This is a genomic window from Halocatena marina, assembly GCF_023276375.1.
In the GTDB taxonomy this organism is placed as follows: Archaea; Halobacteriota; Halobacteria; order Halobacteriales; family Haloarculaceae; genus Halocatena; species Halocatena marina.
Map to the genome: position 1 here is coordinate 90,306 of NZ_JALLPK010000001.1, position 19,610 is coordinate 109,915.

Here is a 19,610-nt window from a genome sequence, read left to right on the forward strand (position 1 = left end):
GGCGCGGCATCGAGTAAAACACTACGGGTTCGAGATCATTCTCGATTCTATTCCACATATTACGGAATGAATTCTATTGTTGTTGGTTCACAGAAAGCATATGCTGCAGCAGTAAGTGTATTTTTCATGGGAAATCCAATTGGGATTATAATCGTCCTTTTCGGATTGATTGGGACGATTTGGCCATACAAGTTAGCTCGTTTCAACGAACAGATGGACTCAATCGGGAGCAGGCGGCGGTTCTCAGATGTCGAACCAGCTGGGTGGAACGTTGCGCTAACACGAGTTGTCGGTGTCGTAATGGTGATTATTGGAGTGATACTATTAGCAGGAGGATGAGATCCCGGACCAATCTCATTCCTGATCTCACGTTCTCATCGTGTGATCTGGTCTCTGAGTCTGTCCCACGAATTTTTAATCGAAGAGGAGACCACCCGGTCTATGCGAAGCATAGCAGTGCTCGGGGCAGTCGGTGGGGCTGGTACGACTCGAACGTGTCTCGAATTCGGCTCAATACTAGCCCGCGACGGTCGATCGGTTGCGATTTTAGACGCGGCGTACGCAACCCAAGGACTTTCTGATCACGTCCGTGGTCGCATCACGTGCGATATGACTGCTCTTGTACTCAACGATTCTCCACTCGAATCTGGACTTGTTGACTTCGATCTTTCCGATCGTTCGGGACGGCTCGCTTGTTGTCCCGCCCACGCACCGTTCGAACGACTCGCGCGAGCGAAAACGCCCGAAGCAGCCCAGCGTTTCGAGGAGCGGATTGAGGAGGCGGTGCGTTCGTTCGATCACGTTCTCGTCGATACCCCGCCGGTTGCGGCGAATCAGGCCATCGCGGCGGTAACGAGCGTCGAGCGGGTTGCACTGGTCGCGCCAGCGGATCAACGCGGTTCCGATGGAATTTCCCGTCTCTGTGATCGACTGACCGATATCGGTATCTCGACGTTCTGGACAATTCGAACGAATGCGACGGAGGAGACGTTGGATGCAGATGGTATCCTTCCGACGCCCGACGTGACGGACCCGAACTCCGTTCCCACCACGATCCGGGGAGGCGGGCAATTTACGACTGCAGTTGCTGATGCTGTCGAGACGGTGCTCGATACCGACCTCGGTGTTGAACTCCAGACCGGTGGTCTTTTTTCTTGAGTTTCGACTCGGAATGAGTCTGAAAACTTCGAGTATTGGGTTAGAACAACTCGCTCGTGTCGCTCATCGTCTCTGCGAGCGCATCACGCTTTGAAACAGTCGGGCTCGAATCGAGCGCGAACACAGATTCGAGTGCCTCGCGCGCCCCCGGTATCGGGTCGTGCGTCTCGACGAACGCTGCGAGCGCGAACTCCGTCTCTCCCACATTCGAGAGGGAAAGTGCCTCGGTCCGCGTACACTCGGCATTCAACCACTCGCGGACGATCGTCCGATCCATTGGTGTGGTTGCTGCGATCGGTTCACCGAGTAGGTGCAGCGTTTTTGCACCCGTGATTGGAGCAAGACCTGCTGTGCGGGAACTCTGCCCGACGCTTGCTCCGTCAGCATACGCCTCGATGAGCGTCGTTGCCTCCTCGACGCGACACGGAAGTTCGTCTGCAAACGCTGCCAATCGGTCGGTGAGTGAATCATTGGTCGCATCAACTGCTGCAATGGATCGCTTGCACTGTTCTGTCGTCACCTCCACTCCAGCGGCAATGTCAGATAATCCCACTCTATCAATGTTGGATCATATTAACTTAAAGATTTGTTTTTAGTTAGTTCATTTTCGACCACTCGAACCGGAAGATACCGGTCACCGGTAGGCTCTATCCATCGATTCAGTCGCTTCGACCGTTGTCGTGGTTGTTTTTAAAGGGTGAGCCGGACCCAGTTTGACATGTGATGAGCTCCACAGTTCAGTGCTGTCCTGAATGCGATGGTCGAGTGCGAGTAGACGGAACGGAAAACATATGTGAGCGATGTGGACTGATTCTCGGTGAGAATCCGATCGATCACGGTCCAGAGTGGCGGTCGTTCGACGACGACGACACGAATCCGGCTCGGACGGGGGCTCCACTGACTCGTTCGCGTCACGATCGAGGGTTGTCGACAGAGATCGGTTATTCGACGCGATTAAAGGGTCGAAAGCGCCGACGGATCGCACGAATGCGCCGCCAACACAGCCGTGCACAGATATCGACGAAAGCAGAACGCAATCAAGTGTACGCGTTCACTGAGATCCGGCGGCTCACGAGTACCCTCCAGCTCCCAGAGTCAATTCGTGATCGTGCATGCGTCCTCTTCGAATCCGCACAGAAAGCTGACCTGCTCCGTGGTCGCTCTCTTGAAGGGTTCGCGGCGGCTGCCATCTACGCTACCTGCCGGACGGATTCGATGTCACGGACGCTCGGTGAAATTGTGGGTGTTGCCCGTGCTTCCGAAGCAGAATTGAAAACGGCCTACGACGCACTCAACCGCGAACTCGGGTTATCCACCGGCCCGATCGATCCGAGCGAATATCTCGCGCGCTTTGCGTGTGAACTTGAGCTATCTCCTTCTGTCGAGCGGCGTGCACGCGAACTGACCGCGATGGCCCACGACCGTGGGTTCGTGTCTGGACGGAATCCGAGTGGTGTCGCCGCTGCCTGTCTGTACACTGCTGCAGACGAGGCCGGTCACGATATCACCCAGTGTGAAACTGCTGATGTAGCGGGAGTGACACCTGTAACGCTTCGGTCGACATACCACGATCTCATCAACGACTGAACTCTGCGTGCGTCTGTGCGCAACTATACGAGCGGTTCACAGCCAACGAGTGCACGGATGACTCTGTTCTGTCCTCTCCTCCCTGATTGAAGACTCGAATGTGTAACATTGTATACCGTTTCAGAGGAGAATCGCCGGTGCGTCCATCCATTCAGCTGCTGCCTGAGCGCTCACGAACCGCTCGCACTCGAGTACGACTGGGGCTTCGAGCACTCCCAGTTGAGCCATTGCGAGCGCCGCCGTCACAGGATTATCGTCGTCGTCATCGTGGTCGTTGAATCCAAATCTAATCGCGCCCGGAACCGTTTCGATCGTCCGCTCGAACTCATCCTCAAGCTGCACAACAAGGTGTTCGCGGGCGGCTCTGGCGACGTTCGCCGCCCGATCTTCGAGCGCGAGCCGTTCATCTCGAATGTCGTTGAGCCGTCGCTGACGTTCTCGCTTCTGTTCGAGTGCGTGTTCGGCTGCTGCGCGTTCTGTTTCAAGTTCGCTCAGTTCACGAATCGCGCGTTCGAGCGCAGCGAGCGCCTCCTGTGCGGGTTCACTCTCTGTCCCCGTTTCGCGGAGGGCCTCTACTTGTCCGTGCAGCCGGGCGACGTACTCTCGCTGTTGTTCGATTTCGTCTTGTGTGGCGGCCAATCGCTTGCGTGCCGGGATCGTGTCCACTGTCGCTGTCGGAAGAGCGCTGATCTGGTTCAATATGCGTTCTTGCTCGTCGTCCTGTGGCGCAGACCAGCCACGAGATCGAGCAACCGCTGCAAGCGCCGTTCGTAGACGAAGATTCATCCCAGCCGTAATCCATCCAACGTGCTCGTGGAGTACTCCCGGACGAGCGCACTCGACGGTGACCTCAATTCTATCCTCTCTCTTACTTTCACGTTTGCCTTCGTCTCTAATTGCTTGCACTATTTGTTCAGCGACGAGCGAGGTGTTCGAGAGATCGATCGCCCGGCCACACCAGACGCGTCCGTTCGATTCGATTCTCACAGCTCTCTCTTTGCCATTGTCTTTACATCTGGAAGATCTGTTCCTGCAGCGAACGCAGAGTATGGCGTACAGGCGTGCTCTCGCGTTTCATAGGCCTGTACCGCCTCTCGGACGTGTTCTGGCACTTCGATGAATTCGTTGAGTGGTCTCGTTACCTCGATCTGTACGTCTTCTGGATGCTTTTCTCGGAGACGAAGCGCGAGAAAGGCCTCAAGTTCGGTTGCTTCGAGTAGCGCCGACCGACCAAACGATCGAACGACACACTCCTCGTGTGAGCGCCTGACGTTCCGCAGGCTGCCCCGCGCCGACGCCGAATACGTGACGACCAAAAGCATACCATTGCTGGCGCAACTTGATATTTAATTCTATTTGATTGATCAGGGATATTCAGTACCGGCCTGCCCATGCCGTCAATAATAAGTCAGTCAACACGTTCGACGTCGAATCGCTTGGTGTCGTCTGAAATAAGCTCCTGGATCTGTTTGCGTGCATCCTGCACTGACTCTGCGACGACGACTAAGCCATCGACAGCCGGTGGGCCACTCGCCTCATAGGTCTGCTGCTCTTCGAATTCTGTCGCATAGGAGCGAAGGATCGCTCGAACACGCACTTCCATCGTCACAAGATCGATTTCGCCCGCTTCGAACTCGGATAATGCTTCCTCGACGTTCCTGAGTGCTGATATACGATCCATCTATACGGTTCGGAGATTGCCAGTGTTCGGCTCGTAGACATCTCCCTGTCGCCGTAGTTTCTCGATTTCGTGTTCGGCCTTCGAACGTTCCATCCCCACCGTTTCCGCATAATCGAGTATTTCTTCGATTGGTGCACCGTCGTCGTACTCTTGCTCGATTTCGGAGATGATTCCCTTGATGTTGCGGATGCGATCGCGCTGGCTCTTCGACGTTCCGGTCTCGATGACATCAGCATCGAATTCGCCGGTTTCGGGATCCATCCCAATGTCTTCGAGCGACGCAGTCACGACTTCGAGGATACGATCGACATCTTCTTTCTCGACGGTATCAGACAGCCGTACCCGGGCGCTTGCCTCCGCTAAGCGAACCAACGCTTCGAGCTTGCGGGCCGTCACTGGCACCGGCGCGTCACCGTCTGTGCCCTGTGAGCGCAGATCCACGTAGAAATCCTCGATTGAGGTTTTTGCTTCCTCAGTCATCATTGGGAAACAACTCCGTTTCGCGTAGGCGATGTATTTACGCAACAGATCAGCGTCGATCGACGGCTCTACGTCCTCGGTGACACTGTCTACCTCTTCCTGTGAAACGTTCGACGTGCTGGTCTCAGTCCGGTGGGTGTGAAGCTCCCCCGCGTAGTTCGTGTTGACGATGTGTTCGGCGAGTTCCTTGTCCTTCTCCGGGTTGGGCTTGTCAGTCACTGTGAAAATGATGTCGAATCGGGAGATGAGCGCCGGTTCGAGATCGATCTGTTCTGGGATTGATTCGTACTCATCGAACCGACCGTATTTCGGGTTGGCTGCACCGAGCAGCGAACATCTCGATTTGAGGGTTGCGTTAATTCCTGCCTTGCTGATGCTGATCTCCTGCTGTTCGAGTGCTTCGTGCATCGCCGACCGGTCTTCGGAGTTGTGCACGATCATCCCGTTGGCAACGAAGTTGTGTGTCCCTTCGACAGTGAGGTCGTAGACTGATTCGTACGCGTGATCGTCGATACTTCGCGTTCGTTCGACTTTCCTGTACGAGACGTCTTTTCCGCTGTAATCACGACGTTCGAGCGGTGCGTGCAAGACGTTCAGCTTTGTGCCACCATCTGTGACTGGATTCGGGACGGCAACGAGGTCGTTACGAGCGAGATCCGCAGCGGGTTTCTCAGTCCGTTCGTCGTTTTTGAGAACGAAAAACGGGTGATCGGCCGTTGTCGTGAGCGATTCTCCCGATTCGAGTGTGATCTCGTGCAGTTGCGTTGGAGCGTCGTACTCGTGGACCGCCTCGATAGAGCGACGGACAATTCGACCGTCGTCATCCATCGTCCACACCTCTTTGTTCATGCCGCGTATCGTCCGTCCGTTTTCGTAGTGAGACGCTTCTTTTCCCTCGGATGCAGCGTCGCATGCGAGTTCACGGATCGGAACCGTTCCCTGCCCTGTCAGAACGAGCGTATCGCCGGTCACACACCGCATTTTATCGAGCTCGTCGACTGCGGCGACGCCCTGATCGGCGAGCACGAGTGCCCCCGCCTCAAGCGACCACTGCTGGCCCTCGCTGAAGTCGTCTCGAACCGCAGCAGCGGTAATCCCTGCTGCAGACGAACCTTTTCCTGCTGTGTACACCGAACGCGGCGCGATGTTTCTGACGTACTGTAAGAGCTGAGAGTTGTGCGAAACAACATCATTCGAGAGATACGTGTGCGTTCCCGCAACTTCGAGGTCGTACACCCACTCCTCGTCCGGCTCGGTGATTGTAATTGCTTCAATGCGATCAGAGACAACCGCTGGTGCAGCGTGTGATACAGACGTCTCTGCACTCTTTGTGTCTGTGCCCCCGTCGGTCGCCGTCGCAGTCGTGGAGTGTATCGAGATCCGCTGCTCTTGATCCAGACTCTGACTTTGAGTCTGATTTTGATTTTGTTCCCGATATCCATCGGCAACTGCGATTGGATCGCCAACAGCGAGTGACTCGGCTCGTACTGGCGTAAATTGACCATCTGAATCCACGAACAGTGGGTGTGAGGGTGTCACTTCGAGCTCGTATCCGCGCGCTGTCTCGATGTGGTACATCTGCTCCGGTGCTGTGCGCTTCCAAACTTTGGTCGCTCGTTTCTGTGTTAATGTTCCGTCGCTATCGAGCGATGGCAGCCAAAACTCACAGGATTGATAGACGCCGTCGTCGATCGGTTCTGGGTCATCGAGGCGTGATTCGACCAGCTCACGGATCGGTGCTTGTGATCCGTCGGCGAGCCGGACGCTGGTCTCTCCCGAGACACACTTTCCTGTCCCCGGGTCACCGATCAAGAGGATATGCATATCTCCCCGGATGCGCGAACCGTCCGGAAGGTTCTTTGTAACGCCAGAGAACAACTGGAGGATGATGGCCAACTTCTCGTCGTCGTAACCGTAGATCGACGGGGCCATCGAGGCAACCATCTGATCGTAGATGTCGTTTTCATCCGACAATGAGATGATTCGCTTTTTGTCCTCCTCGGTGATCGTCATGTCCTCGAACCGGTCGTCTTCGATCTCGACCGTAATCCCTTCCATGTAGATATCAAACATGGTCGATTTTTCCCCGTGGGATTCCTGTTGGTCGAGGTGTAACACGCCCGTCACTCGAACGGTGTCGCCTGCAGTAACCTCGCCAGTGATGTCATCTTCGATATGGATGTCGATATTTTGTGGACGTTCACCCCCGCGCAGTCCTTCTGGACTCTCCTGAACGCGGATCTTTTGTGCATCGATGAATTCAGATTGGTCAAAATTGATGCGGAACGGACCCTGTCGCTCACAGCCCTGACATTCGTGTGGTTGGTGAAAGTCACCGCCCGTTTGTGGAATACGCGTTAGCGACCCACAACGCTGGCATTCGAAAGCTGCCTCCTGAATCTTCGGACGGACGTCCGTCGCTTTTCGGATGATTCCCCGGAGGCTCACCAGCTGGCCGCAGTGATGTGCGCGAATCTCTCGTATTTCGGTCGTTTCCGGAAGATCGTACGTACGAACGTGAGCCTGCCCGAGACTCACGTCCACCGGGAGATCATACAACCGTAACGCTTCCTCTGCGTACTCGCGGAACTGCTCGGGTTGCGTGCGAAGATCCTCGGCGAGCGATTGGTCGTAGCGATAGAGATCGTTCCAAGAGACGTAGAGCGAGCGCTTATCGTTGGGATACTTGCGTGCGAGTTCACCAATCTCGTTGCGGTAGTAGGTGCGGTAGAACTCCTCGAAGCTATCGATGATTTCGGTGTTCTCCGCGCGAGCCATCGCATCCTCGTTGTGCATCTCCGGATAAGTACCTTCGCACAGCCGAGTGGAAGTGAATGTGATAGACTATCAAGCGATCCCGTTGGATCACGAGAGCTGACTCGATTCACAGCGAGGGTCTCACTGCCAGATGGCCTGTAATCTATTTACTTTAACAAGTGTTTCTCTCAGTATAGATGGTCGATCTTCTCCTTTGTAGTGAATCGTCGTCGTAGGGGTCGGATCCCCCGTTGTAACAAGATGATCACACGATCCCGATCAGCTGCAACAGTGAGGCGAGAAGATCGCCGTAGGTGAGTGCGGTTAGTAGCCCGAAAAACACCACGACGAGAAACGGAATACCGGGAGAGACCCACACCGACTCGGTCTCGCTGGAACTGAGCAGCTCCAACCCAGCGCGCAACTGCGCAGGTGTGGATCCGTACGCATCGCCGTCGATATCCGCAAAAAAGGCAGCCACCCCCCACGCGTCGGACGCAGCCGCATCGATCTCCCGGTCGTCGATTCGCTGTCGATCGGCTCGCCGAGTCTCGCTATACAGCTGACTACTGATCAGTCGCTCGTCGTACTCAGCTACTGAGCCGTCGCCGGGATCGTTCGGTGTCGTCGGAATACTCGTTGGATCACGGTGTGTGGCCGGTGACTGACGCACTGCCTCCAGCGTCGATCCTCGCCAGCGCAGATACATTCGAACTGCATCGATATCGAGTCCGTCGCTGTCACTGTCCTGTGTTCCATCTTTCTGGAGGAGTTGTCCATGCACGTTCGCCACTCTGTCGACGGAGACCGGCCATCCGACGAACATCGTCGGTTGACACCGACCGTTGATAGCGTTCCGGCCAGCGAGCACGAGTGGAATGGCAGCCGAAATGAGTGCTGTATTCGTGAGGATCGTGAGCGAGAACACGCCAACTGCGGATGGTTCGAGCGGGATTGCGGTCCATCGAACGTACACCTCGGGATACGTCGGAAAAACCACCGCGAGCGTCACGATTGCCTTTGCATCCGCACCGCCAAAGCCACCCAGTCGCCAGACAGCGTATCCCAACGGGGCAACCACTCCGAGGCTCACTCCGACGCGAAGAAAAAACAGCGACTGAATCTCTGGTGACGAGAGAGCGATAACCGACCGGCCGTCCAGCGTTAGGGTGATGAGACCAACGGCGACGAGTGGAACCCAGACACAGTTCGGTACCCGTCGGGTTCGAACATCCTGATAGGCAGCCCACGCGAAAACGGGAACGGTAACGAACCTGAGTAAATCGGGAATCGAGACGAACACACCGCACGTGGGCGCGGTATCTGATTTAAGATTTAATCCAAAAACTGTTCTAGCTGGTGTCGTCGTCGTGCGGCGTCCCACTGGGGCTGGGTACTTCCTTGCCGCCCCACTCGATCGATGACCAACAACGGATCAGCACCCGCTCGTTCAACACGTTCGAGCAAATGTTCAATTTCGGAGCGATTGAGCGCAAGTGACTTCAGAAGACCGAGGACGAGCGCCATCGGTACCGCCGCCTCACCCGTCGGGAACGACTCACTGATTCGCTCGAACGCTGGATCAGACGCAGCATCCAACTCGGGTTGGTTCGTCGGATGCAACGAGAGACACTGAGTACAGATCGCAAGCGTTCGCTGTGAATCGGGAGCGTACTCTCGTAGTTCGGTGGGAACGAAGAATGGAACGAGTGGCGAATCACAGTCTGGACAGGTCATACGCCCGATTAGTGAAGCAGCGTGAAAACGGTATCAAATCTCAGTCGGCAGCGGGTGCTTTCTCGCGTTCGGGCTCCTCACTTCCGGATTCGGATGATTCACGCGCCTCGGCTTCCTTCTCTTCAGCCTCCTTCTTGTTTTTGATCTTTTTCAGTCTGAAGATCTCTTCGCGCTCTTGTTCTTCGAGCTTTTGTTCGATGTACTCTTCACTCTCGTAGAGGTCCGGAAGAAGCTTGAACTCAAGTGCGTTGACCCGTCGCTTGGTCGTTTCGATCTCTTCGAGCATCTTCTTCATCGCCGTTTCGACCTCTGCAGCGAGAATAATCTGTGCGAGGAGATCCTCGTAGGCTTCTGCGGCCTCGTCGATGCGAGCACTCGTACCGACGACACCGTAGCCGCGCTCATCGAGTGATTTCTTCACCTTCGAGGATTCGATCTGTGGAACGACCACACCCATGATGTTTTTCGACTGGGTCGTGATCTCGGGATGTTCTTTCAACGCAGCGGCCGCACCGCGCACCGCGATATCGCCGTCCATCGCGCGCGCCATATTGATTTTGCGCTGGGCGCTCTCGTAGGCCGTATCGAGATCTGAACGCACGTCTTGGGCCTGATCGAGAATGTCCATGAACTCCATGATAAGCCCATCGCGTTTCTTTTCGAGCGTGTCGTGCCCGCGCTCGGAGAGTTTGATGCGCTCCTCGATCGCCATGAGGTTCTTCCGGGTCGGCTTGACGTCCGTGGCCATGTTATTCAAAAATTACCCATGGAGGCTCTTACGTGTTGTCGTTGGTCGTGATTGAGCGTCTAAGCACAACACTCCGTACTTATATTACTGGAGAAATCACAACGAGACTCACTACGAAAACCGCGTCGCTCTCTCCGTGTCTTCGTCGATCGGAACAACCGAATGACTGTGAGTGTCACCCGTGCTTGTTATTATCATAAATCAGTTGGGGTTTAATACGGTTGACTGTCTGCGAGAGGGTATGCCGGGACCAACGTTCTGCGACGGTGATATCGTAGAACTTCGGACGATCGAGGAAGAGGACATCGAGTTTCTACAGCAGCTCATTAACGATTCGCGCGTCCGAACCTCCCTTGCCGCTGTCGAGCCGAAAAACCGAGAGCAAGAGCGAGATTGGGTTGGCTCGCTCGGAGATGATGACAGCGTTCATCTCCTCATTTGTGCCGATGGCGAACGGGTCGGGTGTATCAGTCTCAAGCCCCCAAACGAGATCTGGGGCGTGGTCGAGGTTGGCTACATGATTGCGCCCGAACAGTGGGGGAATGGGTACGCGACGGATGCACTGGCAACACTGTGTGGCTACGCATTCAACGAGCGACGACTCAACAAGGTCTACGCCCACTGTTTTACGACGAACCCCGCATCGAGGCGGGTTCTAGAAAAGGTTGGCTTCGAGGAGGAAGGTCTCCTCCGCGAGGAAGCTTTCATTGACGGTGACCACGTCGATGTTCATCGCTACGGGCTTCTGGCTAATGAGTGGCAGAATGCGTGATTACTGTTCGAATATAGTGGTCTATGTCGCTCGAAGCTCTCCAGACACACACCGTCGAAATCGTGCGCTGTGTCAGCACGCCTGCGTTCGATGATCGTTGCGCGCACATTTTTCACCGCTGGGCGTCCGGATGCGTGTATGGTACTCGACGTACTGTCTGAGGAGGACGAACCGCGCGCCATCGACACCCACGCTCACCAGCCGACAAGCGAATTCTTAGAAGACGCTGGCGGGGAGATAATGCGCGACGCCGCCAAAAAATTCGGAACCGATCTCGAAACGTGGGACTATGAGGCGATGATCGAGGAGTATCACGAAGTGGGCGTTGGTCGCGCCATTCTCCTCGGCTGGGACGCAGAGACGAACACCGGAAATCCGCCCGTTCCAAACGACTACGTTGCCGAGGTGCGCGATGCACACCCCGACTTTTTCGTCGCATTCGGCGGTGTCGATCCACTCAAGGATACTGCAATCGAGGAAGCAGAGCGTTGTATCGAGGATCTCGATCTTTCCGGATTCAAGTTCCAGCAGATCGCGCAGGGATTCGACCCGAGCGATCCCGAACACGAAGCGCTCTTTAGCACCATCGAGGAGCTCGGTGTCCCTGTTGTTTTCCACGGCGGAAGCTCGACGCTCGGCGCGGGAGCGCCCGGTGGTCGTGGTCTCCAACTGAAGTACGGCGACCCGATGCTCGTCGATGATCTTGCTGCGCGTCATCCGGATCTCGACATTCTCCTCGCACACCCCGCGTTCCCGTGGGAAAAAGAGCAACTCGCCATCTGCCAACAGAAGGGCAACGTCTACATGGATCTCTCGGGCTGGCTCCCAAAATACATCGACGAACAGGTGCTCCAGTACGCGGGATCAATCCTGAAGGACAAAGTGATGTTCGGAACAGACTACCCGATGATCCACCCGGATCGCTGGCTCCAGCAGTTCGAAACCCACACAGATTACTCGAAAGAAGTCCAGCGAAAACTCCTCTGGGAGAACGCCGAAGCGTTCCTTGGACTATAACGTCGAACTACATCTCGATAGATTCAGCATAACGACGAGATGCTTTCCAAGTGGCGCTCTGTTTCACGTGGAGCTACTGGATCATCAATCTCTGAAAGATGGCTCGAACTGCACTGGTAACGCTTCGATTATGTCGTCACCCGTTCGTGACCGTCACCGTGACTGCTTCGGGCATGTATGCATTATTGCCGTATCCTTTCCTGTTCCACGGATACTTCCCGTTCTGGATCTGGCGGAGATTCTCATCGGGCTTCGAAATCGTCGCCGGTTGGCTCCGACCGTTTTCGTCGGTCGCTCGCGAGACGAGCGTATACTCACCTGGTGTGACATCCCACTCGTATCTGAACATCCGCCACGCGGTCGGTCCGGGATGCGGTCCCGCGAATTCGGCCTCCGAGAACGTCTTGCCGCCGTCGGTTGAGACTTCAACTTGCTTCACCTCATCTTCGCCCGCCCACGCAACACCGAGAACATCGATCGTTCCCTCTGAATTCGGACTGACTGTGGCCCCATCGATCGGCGAGGTAACGAAGGATTTCGTTAGCATCTCGTACATGTAGGGGTGTTTGACCTGATCGGAGGTCATCTGTGCCTCAGTGTCAAAGGTGTCGATCGTCTTGTACTGTTTCGCTTCGGAGTCTTGCGCCGGAAGGATCCGGTAGGAGTACTGTTGCCAGTGGGTGTAGAGGCGCTGATCTCCCTCTTCCCACTTTTCACCATACAGCATCGTATCCATCACGTGCATCCGGTTGACCCATTTGACGCTGTTGCAGCCGTACCAACCGGGTACGATGAGCCGAACCGGAAAGCCGTGCTCTGCGGTGAGTGGCTCGCCGTTACGCTCGTACGCAAGAATCGTGTCTTTTCTGACCTTTGACAGCGGAATCGAGCGTGCGAACACGTCCTCTCCCTCGGGTGCATCGGCACCCATCACGGCGAGATATCCGTCGCTCTCTACTCCAAATTGGTCGAGCACCTCGCTTACGGGCGTTCCTCGATAGAACGCAGTTCCCATGGCACCGAACGTCCACTGACTGCCAGCGACCTGTGGCTCGAAGTAGCCGCGACCATTGCCGGCGCACTGCATCGTGTGCGCGACGGTCTCCGTCGAGAAATCAGATTTGAGTGACGCGATCGAAAGATCCGTTTGCTCCTGAATCTTCCCGGTCAACGAGATGGTGTGCTCGCTCTCAGTGAGCTTCGGCGAGTCGTAATGACTCCTGATGTAACTATCCTCGACACTGGTCTTGAACTCCGTATATTTGTCCGTGCGTTCCGTTTCGCCGTTCGGAGGACTCCCTGAGAAAATTTTCAATCCCGAATATTTCTCCTTCAACGAATCAGCGTCGTAGGTATGATATCCCGGTCGCTGTCCGCTTTCTGTCCCCGTTTGTGTCTGTGTCTGCGTGCCGTCCGTTGGATTGCCTCCTTCAAGTTGGCTGCATCCGGCGAGCACGCTCGCTCCGACAGCCATACCGGCAGCTGCGAGGTATCGACGCCGACTCACGTACCTCTCGCGCTTGGTCTGCTCATTGGATGTTGTCTCATTCGTCTCGGCCTGAGTGGTGTCTGTCGTAGTGGCCGATTCTCTCTCACTCGCTTCAATATCGTTCATTGTCATGTTTAGAATCTCCGTTTTGTTACTCGCTCTCTGAGGTGGAGTCACTCGGAGACCATCACGGTTCCAACCATGCCTGATGTTGCGTGTGGAGTACAGACGTACGTGTATTCTCCAGCAGTCTCGAACGTATGCTCGTACGTCTCTCCTTTTTCAACTAATTGGTATTTTTTGTGACCTTTGTAGGATGCGAAGGGTTTGGCACCATCTGGAATCTCGATTTTGGGGTCGTCCTTCGGTTTTGCACTCACGTTGTGCCCGGTGCTCTCGAACGTCCACGTCACCGTCTCTCCAACTGAAATTTCGACCGTCTCTGGAGTGAATACGAAATCTCCCCCTGGTCCAGCCGCTACCTCCGTTGAACCACTCTCACTCTTGCTCTTTTCACTCCCCGGCGACGATCCAGTACAGCCACTAATCACACACGCGCCAAGTACGCCAGTCTGCATCAGAACATCTCTCCGAGAGATCATACTATGATATCCACATTGACCGTTCAACGAGACCGGATACCAAACCGCACATACCAGAAATATTCTCCTACTTCCACCGTGCTGTCGGCCGATCAACAACTATTGATGGAATTACAATATCCCGTCGATAAACGTCCCTGATCGAATCAGTTGTGTGACTGTTTCGATTTCCTCACGAAGTGGGCGGTCTTCTCTGAGTGGCGGTACGTGATCGCGGATGCGTTCGTACGCCCGAGCAGTCCCAACTCCCGGTGAGAGATCGCTATCGACGAATTCGAGCGCCTGTGCGCCACAGAGCAGTTCGACAGCGACCGTTCTGGTCGTGTTTTCAACGACCCGTCGGGCGTTGAACGCAGACTGTGCGCTCATGCTGACATGGTCTTCTTGTCCGCCGCTGACGGGTGTGTTGTCGATCGACGCCGGTCCAAGAGATCGGTTTTCGTTCACCAGCGACGCGGCGGTGTACTGTGCAATCATGTATCCCGATCGGAGTCCACTCTGCTCGGTGAGAAACGGCGGTAGATGCGCTTCCTGAACGTTTGGGTTGAGTAACCGATCGACGCGGCGTTCACAGATCGCCGCCAAATCCGTTAGCGCGGTCGTGGCGTAATCGAGTCGCAGTCCAAGCGGTTCGCCGTGAAAGTTACCGCCGGAAATGACGCCAACGTCGTCGGTTCCGCTCGCGCGATCGTCCGTCTCTGCTGCTGAGAAAATGAGGGGATTATCCGTGGCGCTGTTGAGTTCCACTTCGATCGCCTCCCGTAGATGAGACACTGCATCACGGACCGCCCCATGAACTTGTGGGAGACAGCGGATCGAGTACGCATCCTGAACCCGATCGCAGTTCCGGTGTGACTCGACGATCTCTGATTGTTCGGTCACGTTCCGCACATTTTCTGCACTAATCGACTGCCCGCGGTGTGGACGCACGCGCTGGATCGCGGGATCACACGATGCGGTTGTTCCCATCGTCACTTCCGTGGTGAGTGCACCGGCAACGTCAGCGGCCTGCAACGCTTGTTCGGCATCCACAAGCGTGAGTGCAGCGAGGCCGACTGTGAGTTGCGTACCGTTGATGAGTGCGAGGCCCTCTTTCGCCGCGAGTGAGAGCGGTTCGAGACCCGCCGCACGAAGTGCCGTTTCACCGGAACGTCGTTCCCCATCGACGATCGCCTCTCCTTCGCCGATGAGGACGAGTGACATGTGCGCGAGTGGCGCGAGATCACCGCTGGCACCGAGGCTCCCGCGAGAGGTCACGATAGGATGAATCCCCTCGTTCAACATCGTCTCGATGTGGGTGACGACCCGCTCGCGCACACCGGAGTAGCCTTTCACGAGCGCGTTAAGCCGCGTCAGCATCAGCGCACGAACCTCCGCTCGTCTCAGCTCCCGACCAGCACCAGCAGCGTGGCTCCGAATCAGGTTCGTCTGCAATCGTTCGAGGTCATCCTCGGGAATTCGTTCGGTGACGAGCTGACCGAATCCAGTGTTCAGTCCGTACACCGGCTCCTCGCTCTCGACGACGCGCTCAACACGGGCGCGTGAGGAACGCACTGCTTCGAGGGTCGCTTCGGGAACAGTTACTGACTCGTTTTTGCGTGCGACGGCAACAACGTCCGCCGGTGTTAGTGACTCACCGTCGAGTTCAATGGTCATAGACTATCTCTCCTCCTTTCATGACGGCTTCGACGTTGTTGACACCGAACGTGTATGGGATGTGGACGTGGCTTGGAGCATCGATGAGACTGAGGTCGGCTGGCGCTCCCTGCTCAAGCGTTCCTGTATCACGATCGAGTGCGCGCGCTCCGCCGTGGGTCGCGGCCACGATGGCTTCTGCGGGTGTCATCTCCATTCCAATACACCCCAGAGCGACGGCAAACTGCATACTTGGTGAGTGACAGTTTGGATTGAAGTCAGAGGCAAGCGCGACGGAGACGCCCTGTTCGAGAAATGCACGAGCGTCGGCGTATTCCGCGCCCAGCGAGAACGCCGTTCCAGGAAGCAACACAGGAGCGACGCCTGCTTCATCGAGTGCGTTGATGTCCGAGGAGTCGGCGTGGAGCAGGTGATCTGCGCTCATCGCTTCGAGTTCGGCAGCGAGCTGTGCACCCCCGAAATGAACGAACTCCTCGGCGTGGACCTTCGGTTGTAGTCCGTGCTCCGTGCCAGCTTCGAGAATTTGGCGTGACTGTTCGACGCTGAAAACGTCCGCTTCACAGAAGACATCACAGAACTCCGCGACGTCTTGGTCGACAACGGCTGGCAGTTGCTCGTCGATGACGATTTCGGTGTATTCGTCGCTGTCGTACGCTGGTGGTACTGCGTGTGCCCCCATGAACGTCGGAACCACGTCGACCGAATGCTCCTTGTCGGCGCGATCGAGGATGGACAGCATCCGGAGTTCTGTCTCTGTATCTAATCCGTAGCCGGATTTCACTTCCACCGTAGTCGTACCGTGAGCGAGCATCACGTCTAAGTACCCGAGCAACCGATCGAGTAGCTCTTGATCCGTCGCTTCGCGGGTGGCCCGGACCGTTCGAAGGATGCCACCACCCTCCGCGAGAATCTCCTGATAGGTCGCCCCGCTGAGTTTCGCCTCGAACTCATCGGAGCGATCTCCCGCAAACAGCGCATGCGTGTGTGAATCGACGAATCCCGGAATAATTGCTTTCTCGCTCGCGTCAATGGCGTGCGCTGCGTTCTCCGGTGGATACTCGCGCGTCACAGCATCGTTCGGGCCGACCGCAGCGATCGTCCCATCGACGACTGCGATGGCCCCGTCTTCGTGCTGCTTGAGCCTTGAGCGATCCTCCGCTGGTCCGACCACGATCTCGTTAGCGTCGTGGATGACCGTGTCGATCATGATTCAACCCCCATCCATGCGTTCAGAACGTGAGCGATAGCGCGCGCTCCTGCCATAGCAGTTCGGCCGTTGATATCCAGCGATGGCGCGCATTCGACGACTTCGAATCCAGCGACGCGATCGTCGCGAGCTACTTCTCGAAGCATTCGATAGAGTTCACGAGTCGTGAGTCCGCCCGGTGTCGGCGCGCTCACACCCGGTGCGGCTGGTGCATCCAGCACGTCGAGATCGAGACTGACGTAGATCCGATCCACGTCTGCCATCGCATCGAGTGTTGCTTGGATAGCAGCAGACGGGTTTGTGGCATCTTCGGCCGTGATGATGGTTCCCCGTTCCTCGACGTACGCTGCGTAAGCGGTCGAGTTTTCGAAATGGCGCGCCCCAACCACGGCGAACGCGTCGAGTCCGTCCTCGAACAGTTGACGATAGGGCGTGCCGCTCGATGGCTCGCCCGCACGACAATCGAGGTGAGCGTCGAAGCTCACGACCCCGACCGTATCAGACGCGAGCAACGGACGGACGTTCGAGTATGTCATCGAGTTGTCGCCTCCAAGAAACACCGGGCGAGCATCGAGCTCGTGGACCTCACGTGCGATCGACGCTGCCGTGTCCTGTCTCGCAGCAACGTCTGCCTCCTCGGAAAAGCCAACGTCACCAAGATCACCAATGGAATCGACGGGGCCGCCCGTGAAGTGGTGCGTCTTCGTTCGGGCTAGTTCCGAACGCAGTTGTGACGGTCCCTTGCGCGCTCCCTTCCGCCCGATTACAGCTCGGTCAGTCGGTTCACCGAGCAAGACGGCAGCGTCGTCGTTCGCTTCGGCGAATGTTGTCGGTTCGACGACATCTCCGAACTGCTCGTCGTTCGGATCGTTCGACGGGCCATGCCAGCTGAATTGTGTTGATTCAATCATTCTCGGTTTTGTTGTTGCATCGGGACGTGGACGTTCGATCGGGTCGCTTCTTTGAGCGCTGTCTCGTAGCCCGCATCAGCGTGTCGGATGATGCCCATCCCGGGATCGGTCGTGAACACACGCTTTGCGGTCTCGCGCGCGCGATCAGTCCCATCGAGCACAACGTGGTTGTTGGCGTGTACCGCGTTCCCGATGCCAACACCGCCACCGTCGTGAACGCTGACGATGTCTGCGCCTGCAGCGCAGTTGAGCAGCGCGTTCAGGATCGGCCAGTCAGCGATCGCGTCGCTCCCATCTCTCATCGCTTCAGTTTCGCGGTGCGGGCTGGCGACGCTGCCAGCGTCGAGGTGATCGCGCGTAACGACGATCGGGGCGTCGATCTCTCCTTTGGCGACGAGTTCGTTGATACAAAGCGCAAACTGCGCGCGCTCGGTGAGTCCTTCATCGTCGGTCTGGTACCCGAGCCAACAAACGCGGCTCGGAAGCCCCTGAAACGACACCTGATCCTGTGCGAGTGTGATCCATCGGTGGAGGTGCTCTTTTTCTGGAAAGAGCTCGAGGACTGCCTCGTCCGTTGTATGAATGTCTTCTGGATTCCCCGAAAGTGCGACCCATCGGAACGGTCCCTTACCTTGACAGAACAACGGACGGATGTACGCCGGTACGAACCCAGGAAAGTCGAACGGGTTGCGATCGTCTGATTTGGAAGCCTTCCGTCGGTGTTCGTTCACCTGTCCACGGATGTTGTTTCCGTACTCGAAAGCAATCGCACCCTTCTCTTGCAGCCCAAGGATGGCATCGACGTGCCGTTCCATCGTGTCCAACGAGTGCTCGACGTACTGCTCTGGATTCTCGTTGCGGAGCGCGTCGGCCTCCGCAACCGTGTAGCCGCTCGGATAATATCCTTCAAGTTCGTCGTGGGCGCTCGTCTGGTCAGTGACAACATCCGGAATGAAATCTCGATCGAGCATCGCTTCGAGCATGTCTGCGGCGTTCGTGTGAACGCCGACGCTGTACGGCTCGCCCGACTCTGCAGCCTCTTTCACTCGCTCGAGGGCCTCGTCGAGATTCTCGGTTTTATCCATGCAGTAGCCGGTCTCGATCCGCCGGTCGATCCGGCTCTCGTCCACTTCAGCAGCAATACAGACACCGTTGTTCATCGTCACCGCGAGCGGCTGTGCGCCCCCCATTCCGCCGAGTCCACCCGTTACGACGATTCGTCCACGGAGATCTCCCTGATACTGCTGTCGAGCGAGCTCAGCGAGCGTTTCGTACGTGCCCTGAATGATCCCTTGCGTTCCGATGTACGCCCACGATCCAGCGGTCATCTGGCCGTACATGATCAGTCCCTTCGCTTCGAGTTCGTGGAACTGCTCCCAGTTATCCCACTTCCCGACGAGATTCGAATTCGCAATCAGCACTCGTGGAGCCTGCTCGTGCGTTCGAAACCGTCCGACAGGCTTCCCCGACTGCACTAGCAGCGTCTCATCGTTCTCCAATTGTCGGAGTTCCTCCACGATCGCGTCGTATGCGTCCCAGCTCCGAGCAGCGCGTCCGGTCCCCCCATAGACAACGAGATCCTCCGGGCGCTCGGCCACCTCTGGATCGAGGTTGTTGTTCAACAGCCGGAAGGCGGCCTCCTGTCTCCAGCCCTTGCATTCGAGGTCTGTTCCCGTTGGTGAGCCTCGAAACGCCTGCCACTGTTCGCTCGGCGTCTCTCGGGTTGTCTGTCTGTCCATGTCCCGACTGTACGCCGCCCAGATACACGAGTGAGGAACCTCCTCATGGCGGGTGTTTTTTATGTACTG

19 protein-coding genes are annotated in these 19,610 nt (G+C 56.5%); 5 read left to right on the forward strand and 14 right to left on the reverse strand.

Going from position 1 to position 19,610, the window contains the following annotated elements:
- Positions 1 to 126 precede the first annotated feature (126 nt).
- Together MW898_RS00480 and MW898_RS00485 are read left to right on the forward strand one after the other, a co-directional pair.
- The gene (locus MW898_RS00480; protein ID WP_248903571.1) at positions 127 to 339 is read left to right on the forward strand and encodes a DUF6199 family natural product biosynthesis protein; all 213 of its coding nucleotides are present in this window, start codon (positions 127 to 129) and stop codon (positions 337 to 339) included.
- A gap of 102 nt (positions 340 to 441) precedes the next feature.
- Positions 442 to 1,158, forward strand: a complete 717-nt coding sequence (locus MW898_RS00485; RefSeq protein WP_248903573.1) for an AAA family ATPase — start codon at positions 442 to 444, stop codon at positions 1,156 to 1,158.
- Between the two features lie 40 nt (positions 1,159 to 1,198).
- On the opposite strand, the gene MW898_RS00490 is transcribed toward MW898_RS00485, so the two are convergent.
- Positions 1,199 to 1,711 (reverse strand): DUF7858 family protein, encoded by a 513-nt coding sequence (locus MW898_RS00490; RefSeq protein ID WP_248903576.1) that lies wholly within the window; start codon positions 1,709 to 1,711, stop codon positions 1,199 to 1,201.
- Positions 1,712 to 1,881: 170 nt separating this feature from the next.
- Between MW898_RS00490 and MW898_RS00495 the strand changes: the two genes are divergently transcribed.
- Positions 1,882 to 2,745, forward strand: coding sequence for a transcription initiation factor IIB (locus MW898_RS00495; RefSeq protein ID WP_248903577.1), 864 nt, complete (start codon positions 1,882 to 1,884; stop codon positions 2,743 to 2,745).
- A gap of 120 nt (positions 2,746 to 2,865) precedes the next feature.
- On the opposite strand, the gene MW898_RS00500 is transcribed toward MW898_RS00495, so the two are convergent.
- The 7 genes from MW898_RS00500 to MW898_RS00530 all read right to left on the reverse strand — a co-directional run bounded on the left by MW898_RS00500 (position 2,866) and on the right by MW898_RS00530 (position 10,148).
- Positions 2,866 to 3,732, reverse strand: coding sequence for a DUF7856 family protein (locus MW898_RS00500; protein ID WP_248903579.1), 867 nt, complete (start codon positions 3,730 to 3,732; stop codon positions 2,866 to 2,868).
- Positions 3,729 to 4,067 (reverse strand): DUF7855 family protein, encoded by a 339-nt coding sequence (locus MW898_RS00505; protein ID WP_248903581.1) that lies wholly within the window; start codon positions 4,065 to 4,067, stop codon positions 3,729 to 3,731. Before MW898_RS00505 ends, MW898_RS00500 begins: the two co-directional genes overlap by 4 nt.
- Before the next feature lie 86 nt (positions 4,068 to 4,153).
- On the reverse strand, positions 4,154 to 4,426 hold the full coding sequence (locus tag MW898_RS00510) for a DUF7854 family protein (protein ID WP_248903583.1): 273 nt from the start codon (positions 4,424 to 4,426) through the stop codon (positions 4,154 to 4,156).
- A complete protein-coding gene (locus MW898_RS00515; RefSeq protein ID WP_248909677.1) occupies positions 4,427 to 7,684 on the reverse strand; it encodes a cell division protein in 3,258 nt (1,085 codons plus the stop codon).
- A gap of 244 nt (positions 7,685 to 7,928) precedes the next feature.
- Entirely contained in the window at positions 7,929 to 8,966 is a 1,038-nt protein-coding gene (locus MW898_RS25930) for an A24 family peptidase (protein WP_248903585.1), read from the reverse strand.
- Between the two features lie 32 nt (positions 8,967 to 8,998).
- Positions 8,999 to 9,400, reverse strand: coding sequence for a DUF6276 family protein (locus MW898_RS00525; RefSeq protein WP_248903588.1), 402 nt, complete (start codon positions 9,398 to 9,400; stop codon positions 8,999 to 9,001).
- Between the two features lie 40 nt (positions 9,401 to 9,440).
- Entirely contained in the window at positions 9,441 to 10,148 is a 708-nt protein-coding gene (locus MW898_RS00530) for a V-type ATP synthase subunit D (RefSeq protein ID WP_248903590.1), read from the reverse strand.
- A 241-nt stretch (positions 10,149 to 10,389) separates the two neighbouring features.
- Here MW898_RS00530 and MW898_RS00535 point away from each other — a divergent pair, with 241 nt between their 5' ends.
- Positions 10,390 to 10,920, forward strand: a complete 531-nt coding sequence (locus MW898_RS00535; protein ID WP_248903593.1) for a GNAT family N-acetyltransferase — start codon at positions 10,390 to 10,392, stop codon at positions 10,918 to 10,920.
- A 138-nt stretch (positions 10,921 to 11,058) separates the two neighbouring features.
- Positions 11,059 to 11,937, forward strand: coding sequence for an amidohydrolase family protein (locus tag MW898_RS00540; protein ID WP_248903594.1), 879 nt, complete (start codon positions 11,059 to 11,061; stop codon positions 11,935 to 11,937).
- Between the two features lie 136 nt (positions 11,938 to 12,073).
- Here the strand turns inward: MW898_RS00540 and MW898_RS00545 are convergent, their stop codons facing one another.
- From MW898_RS00545 to hutU, 6 genes are all read right to left on the reverse strand, one after another.
- Positions 12,074 to 13,558 (reverse strand): sulfite oxidase, encoded by a 1,485-nt coding sequence (locus MW898_RS00545; protein WP_248903596.1) that lies wholly within the window; start codon positions 13,556 to 13,558, stop codon positions 12,074 to 12,076.
- 41 nt (positions 13,559 to 13,599) lie between these two features.
- Positions 13,600 to 14,004: a plastocyanin/azurin family copper-binding protein gene (locus MW898_RS00550; RefSeq protein WP_248903598.1), complete on the reverse strand. Its 405-nt coding sequence runs from the start codon at positions 14,002 to 14,004 to the stop codon at positions 13,600 to 13,602.
- Between the two features lie 135 nt (positions 14,005 to 14,139).
- Positions 14,140 to 15,684 (reverse strand): histidine ammonia-lyase, encoded by a 1,545-nt coding sequence (gene hutH / locus MW898_RS00555; protein ID WP_248903600.1) that lies wholly within the window; start codon positions 15,682 to 15,684, stop codon positions 14,140 to 14,142.
- The gene (gene hutI, locus MW898_RS00560; protein WP_248903602.1) at positions 15,674 to 16,891 is read right to left on the reverse strand and encodes an imidazolonepropionase; all 1,218 of its coding nucleotides are present in this window, start codon (positions 16,889 to 16,891) and stop codon (positions 15,674 to 15,676) included. The genes hutH and hutI overlap by 11 nt, the downstream gene beginning before the upstream one ends.
- Complete coding sequence (hutG, locus tag MW898_RS00565) at positions 16,888 to 17,802, reverse strand: formimidoylglutamase (protein WP_248903604.1); 915 nt, start codon at positions 17,800 to 17,802, stop codon at positions 16,888 to 16,890. The genes hutI and hutG overlap by 4 nt, the downstream gene beginning before the upstream one ends.
- Positions 17,799 to 19,541, reverse strand: a complete 1,743-nt coding sequence (hutU, locus tag MW898_RS00570; protein ID WP_248903606.1) for a urocanate hydratase — start codon at positions 19,539 to 19,541, stop codon at positions 17,799 to 17,801. The genes hutG and hutU overlap by 4 nt, the downstream gene beginning before the upstream one ends.
- Positions 19,542 to 19,610 lie beyond the last annotated feature (69 nt).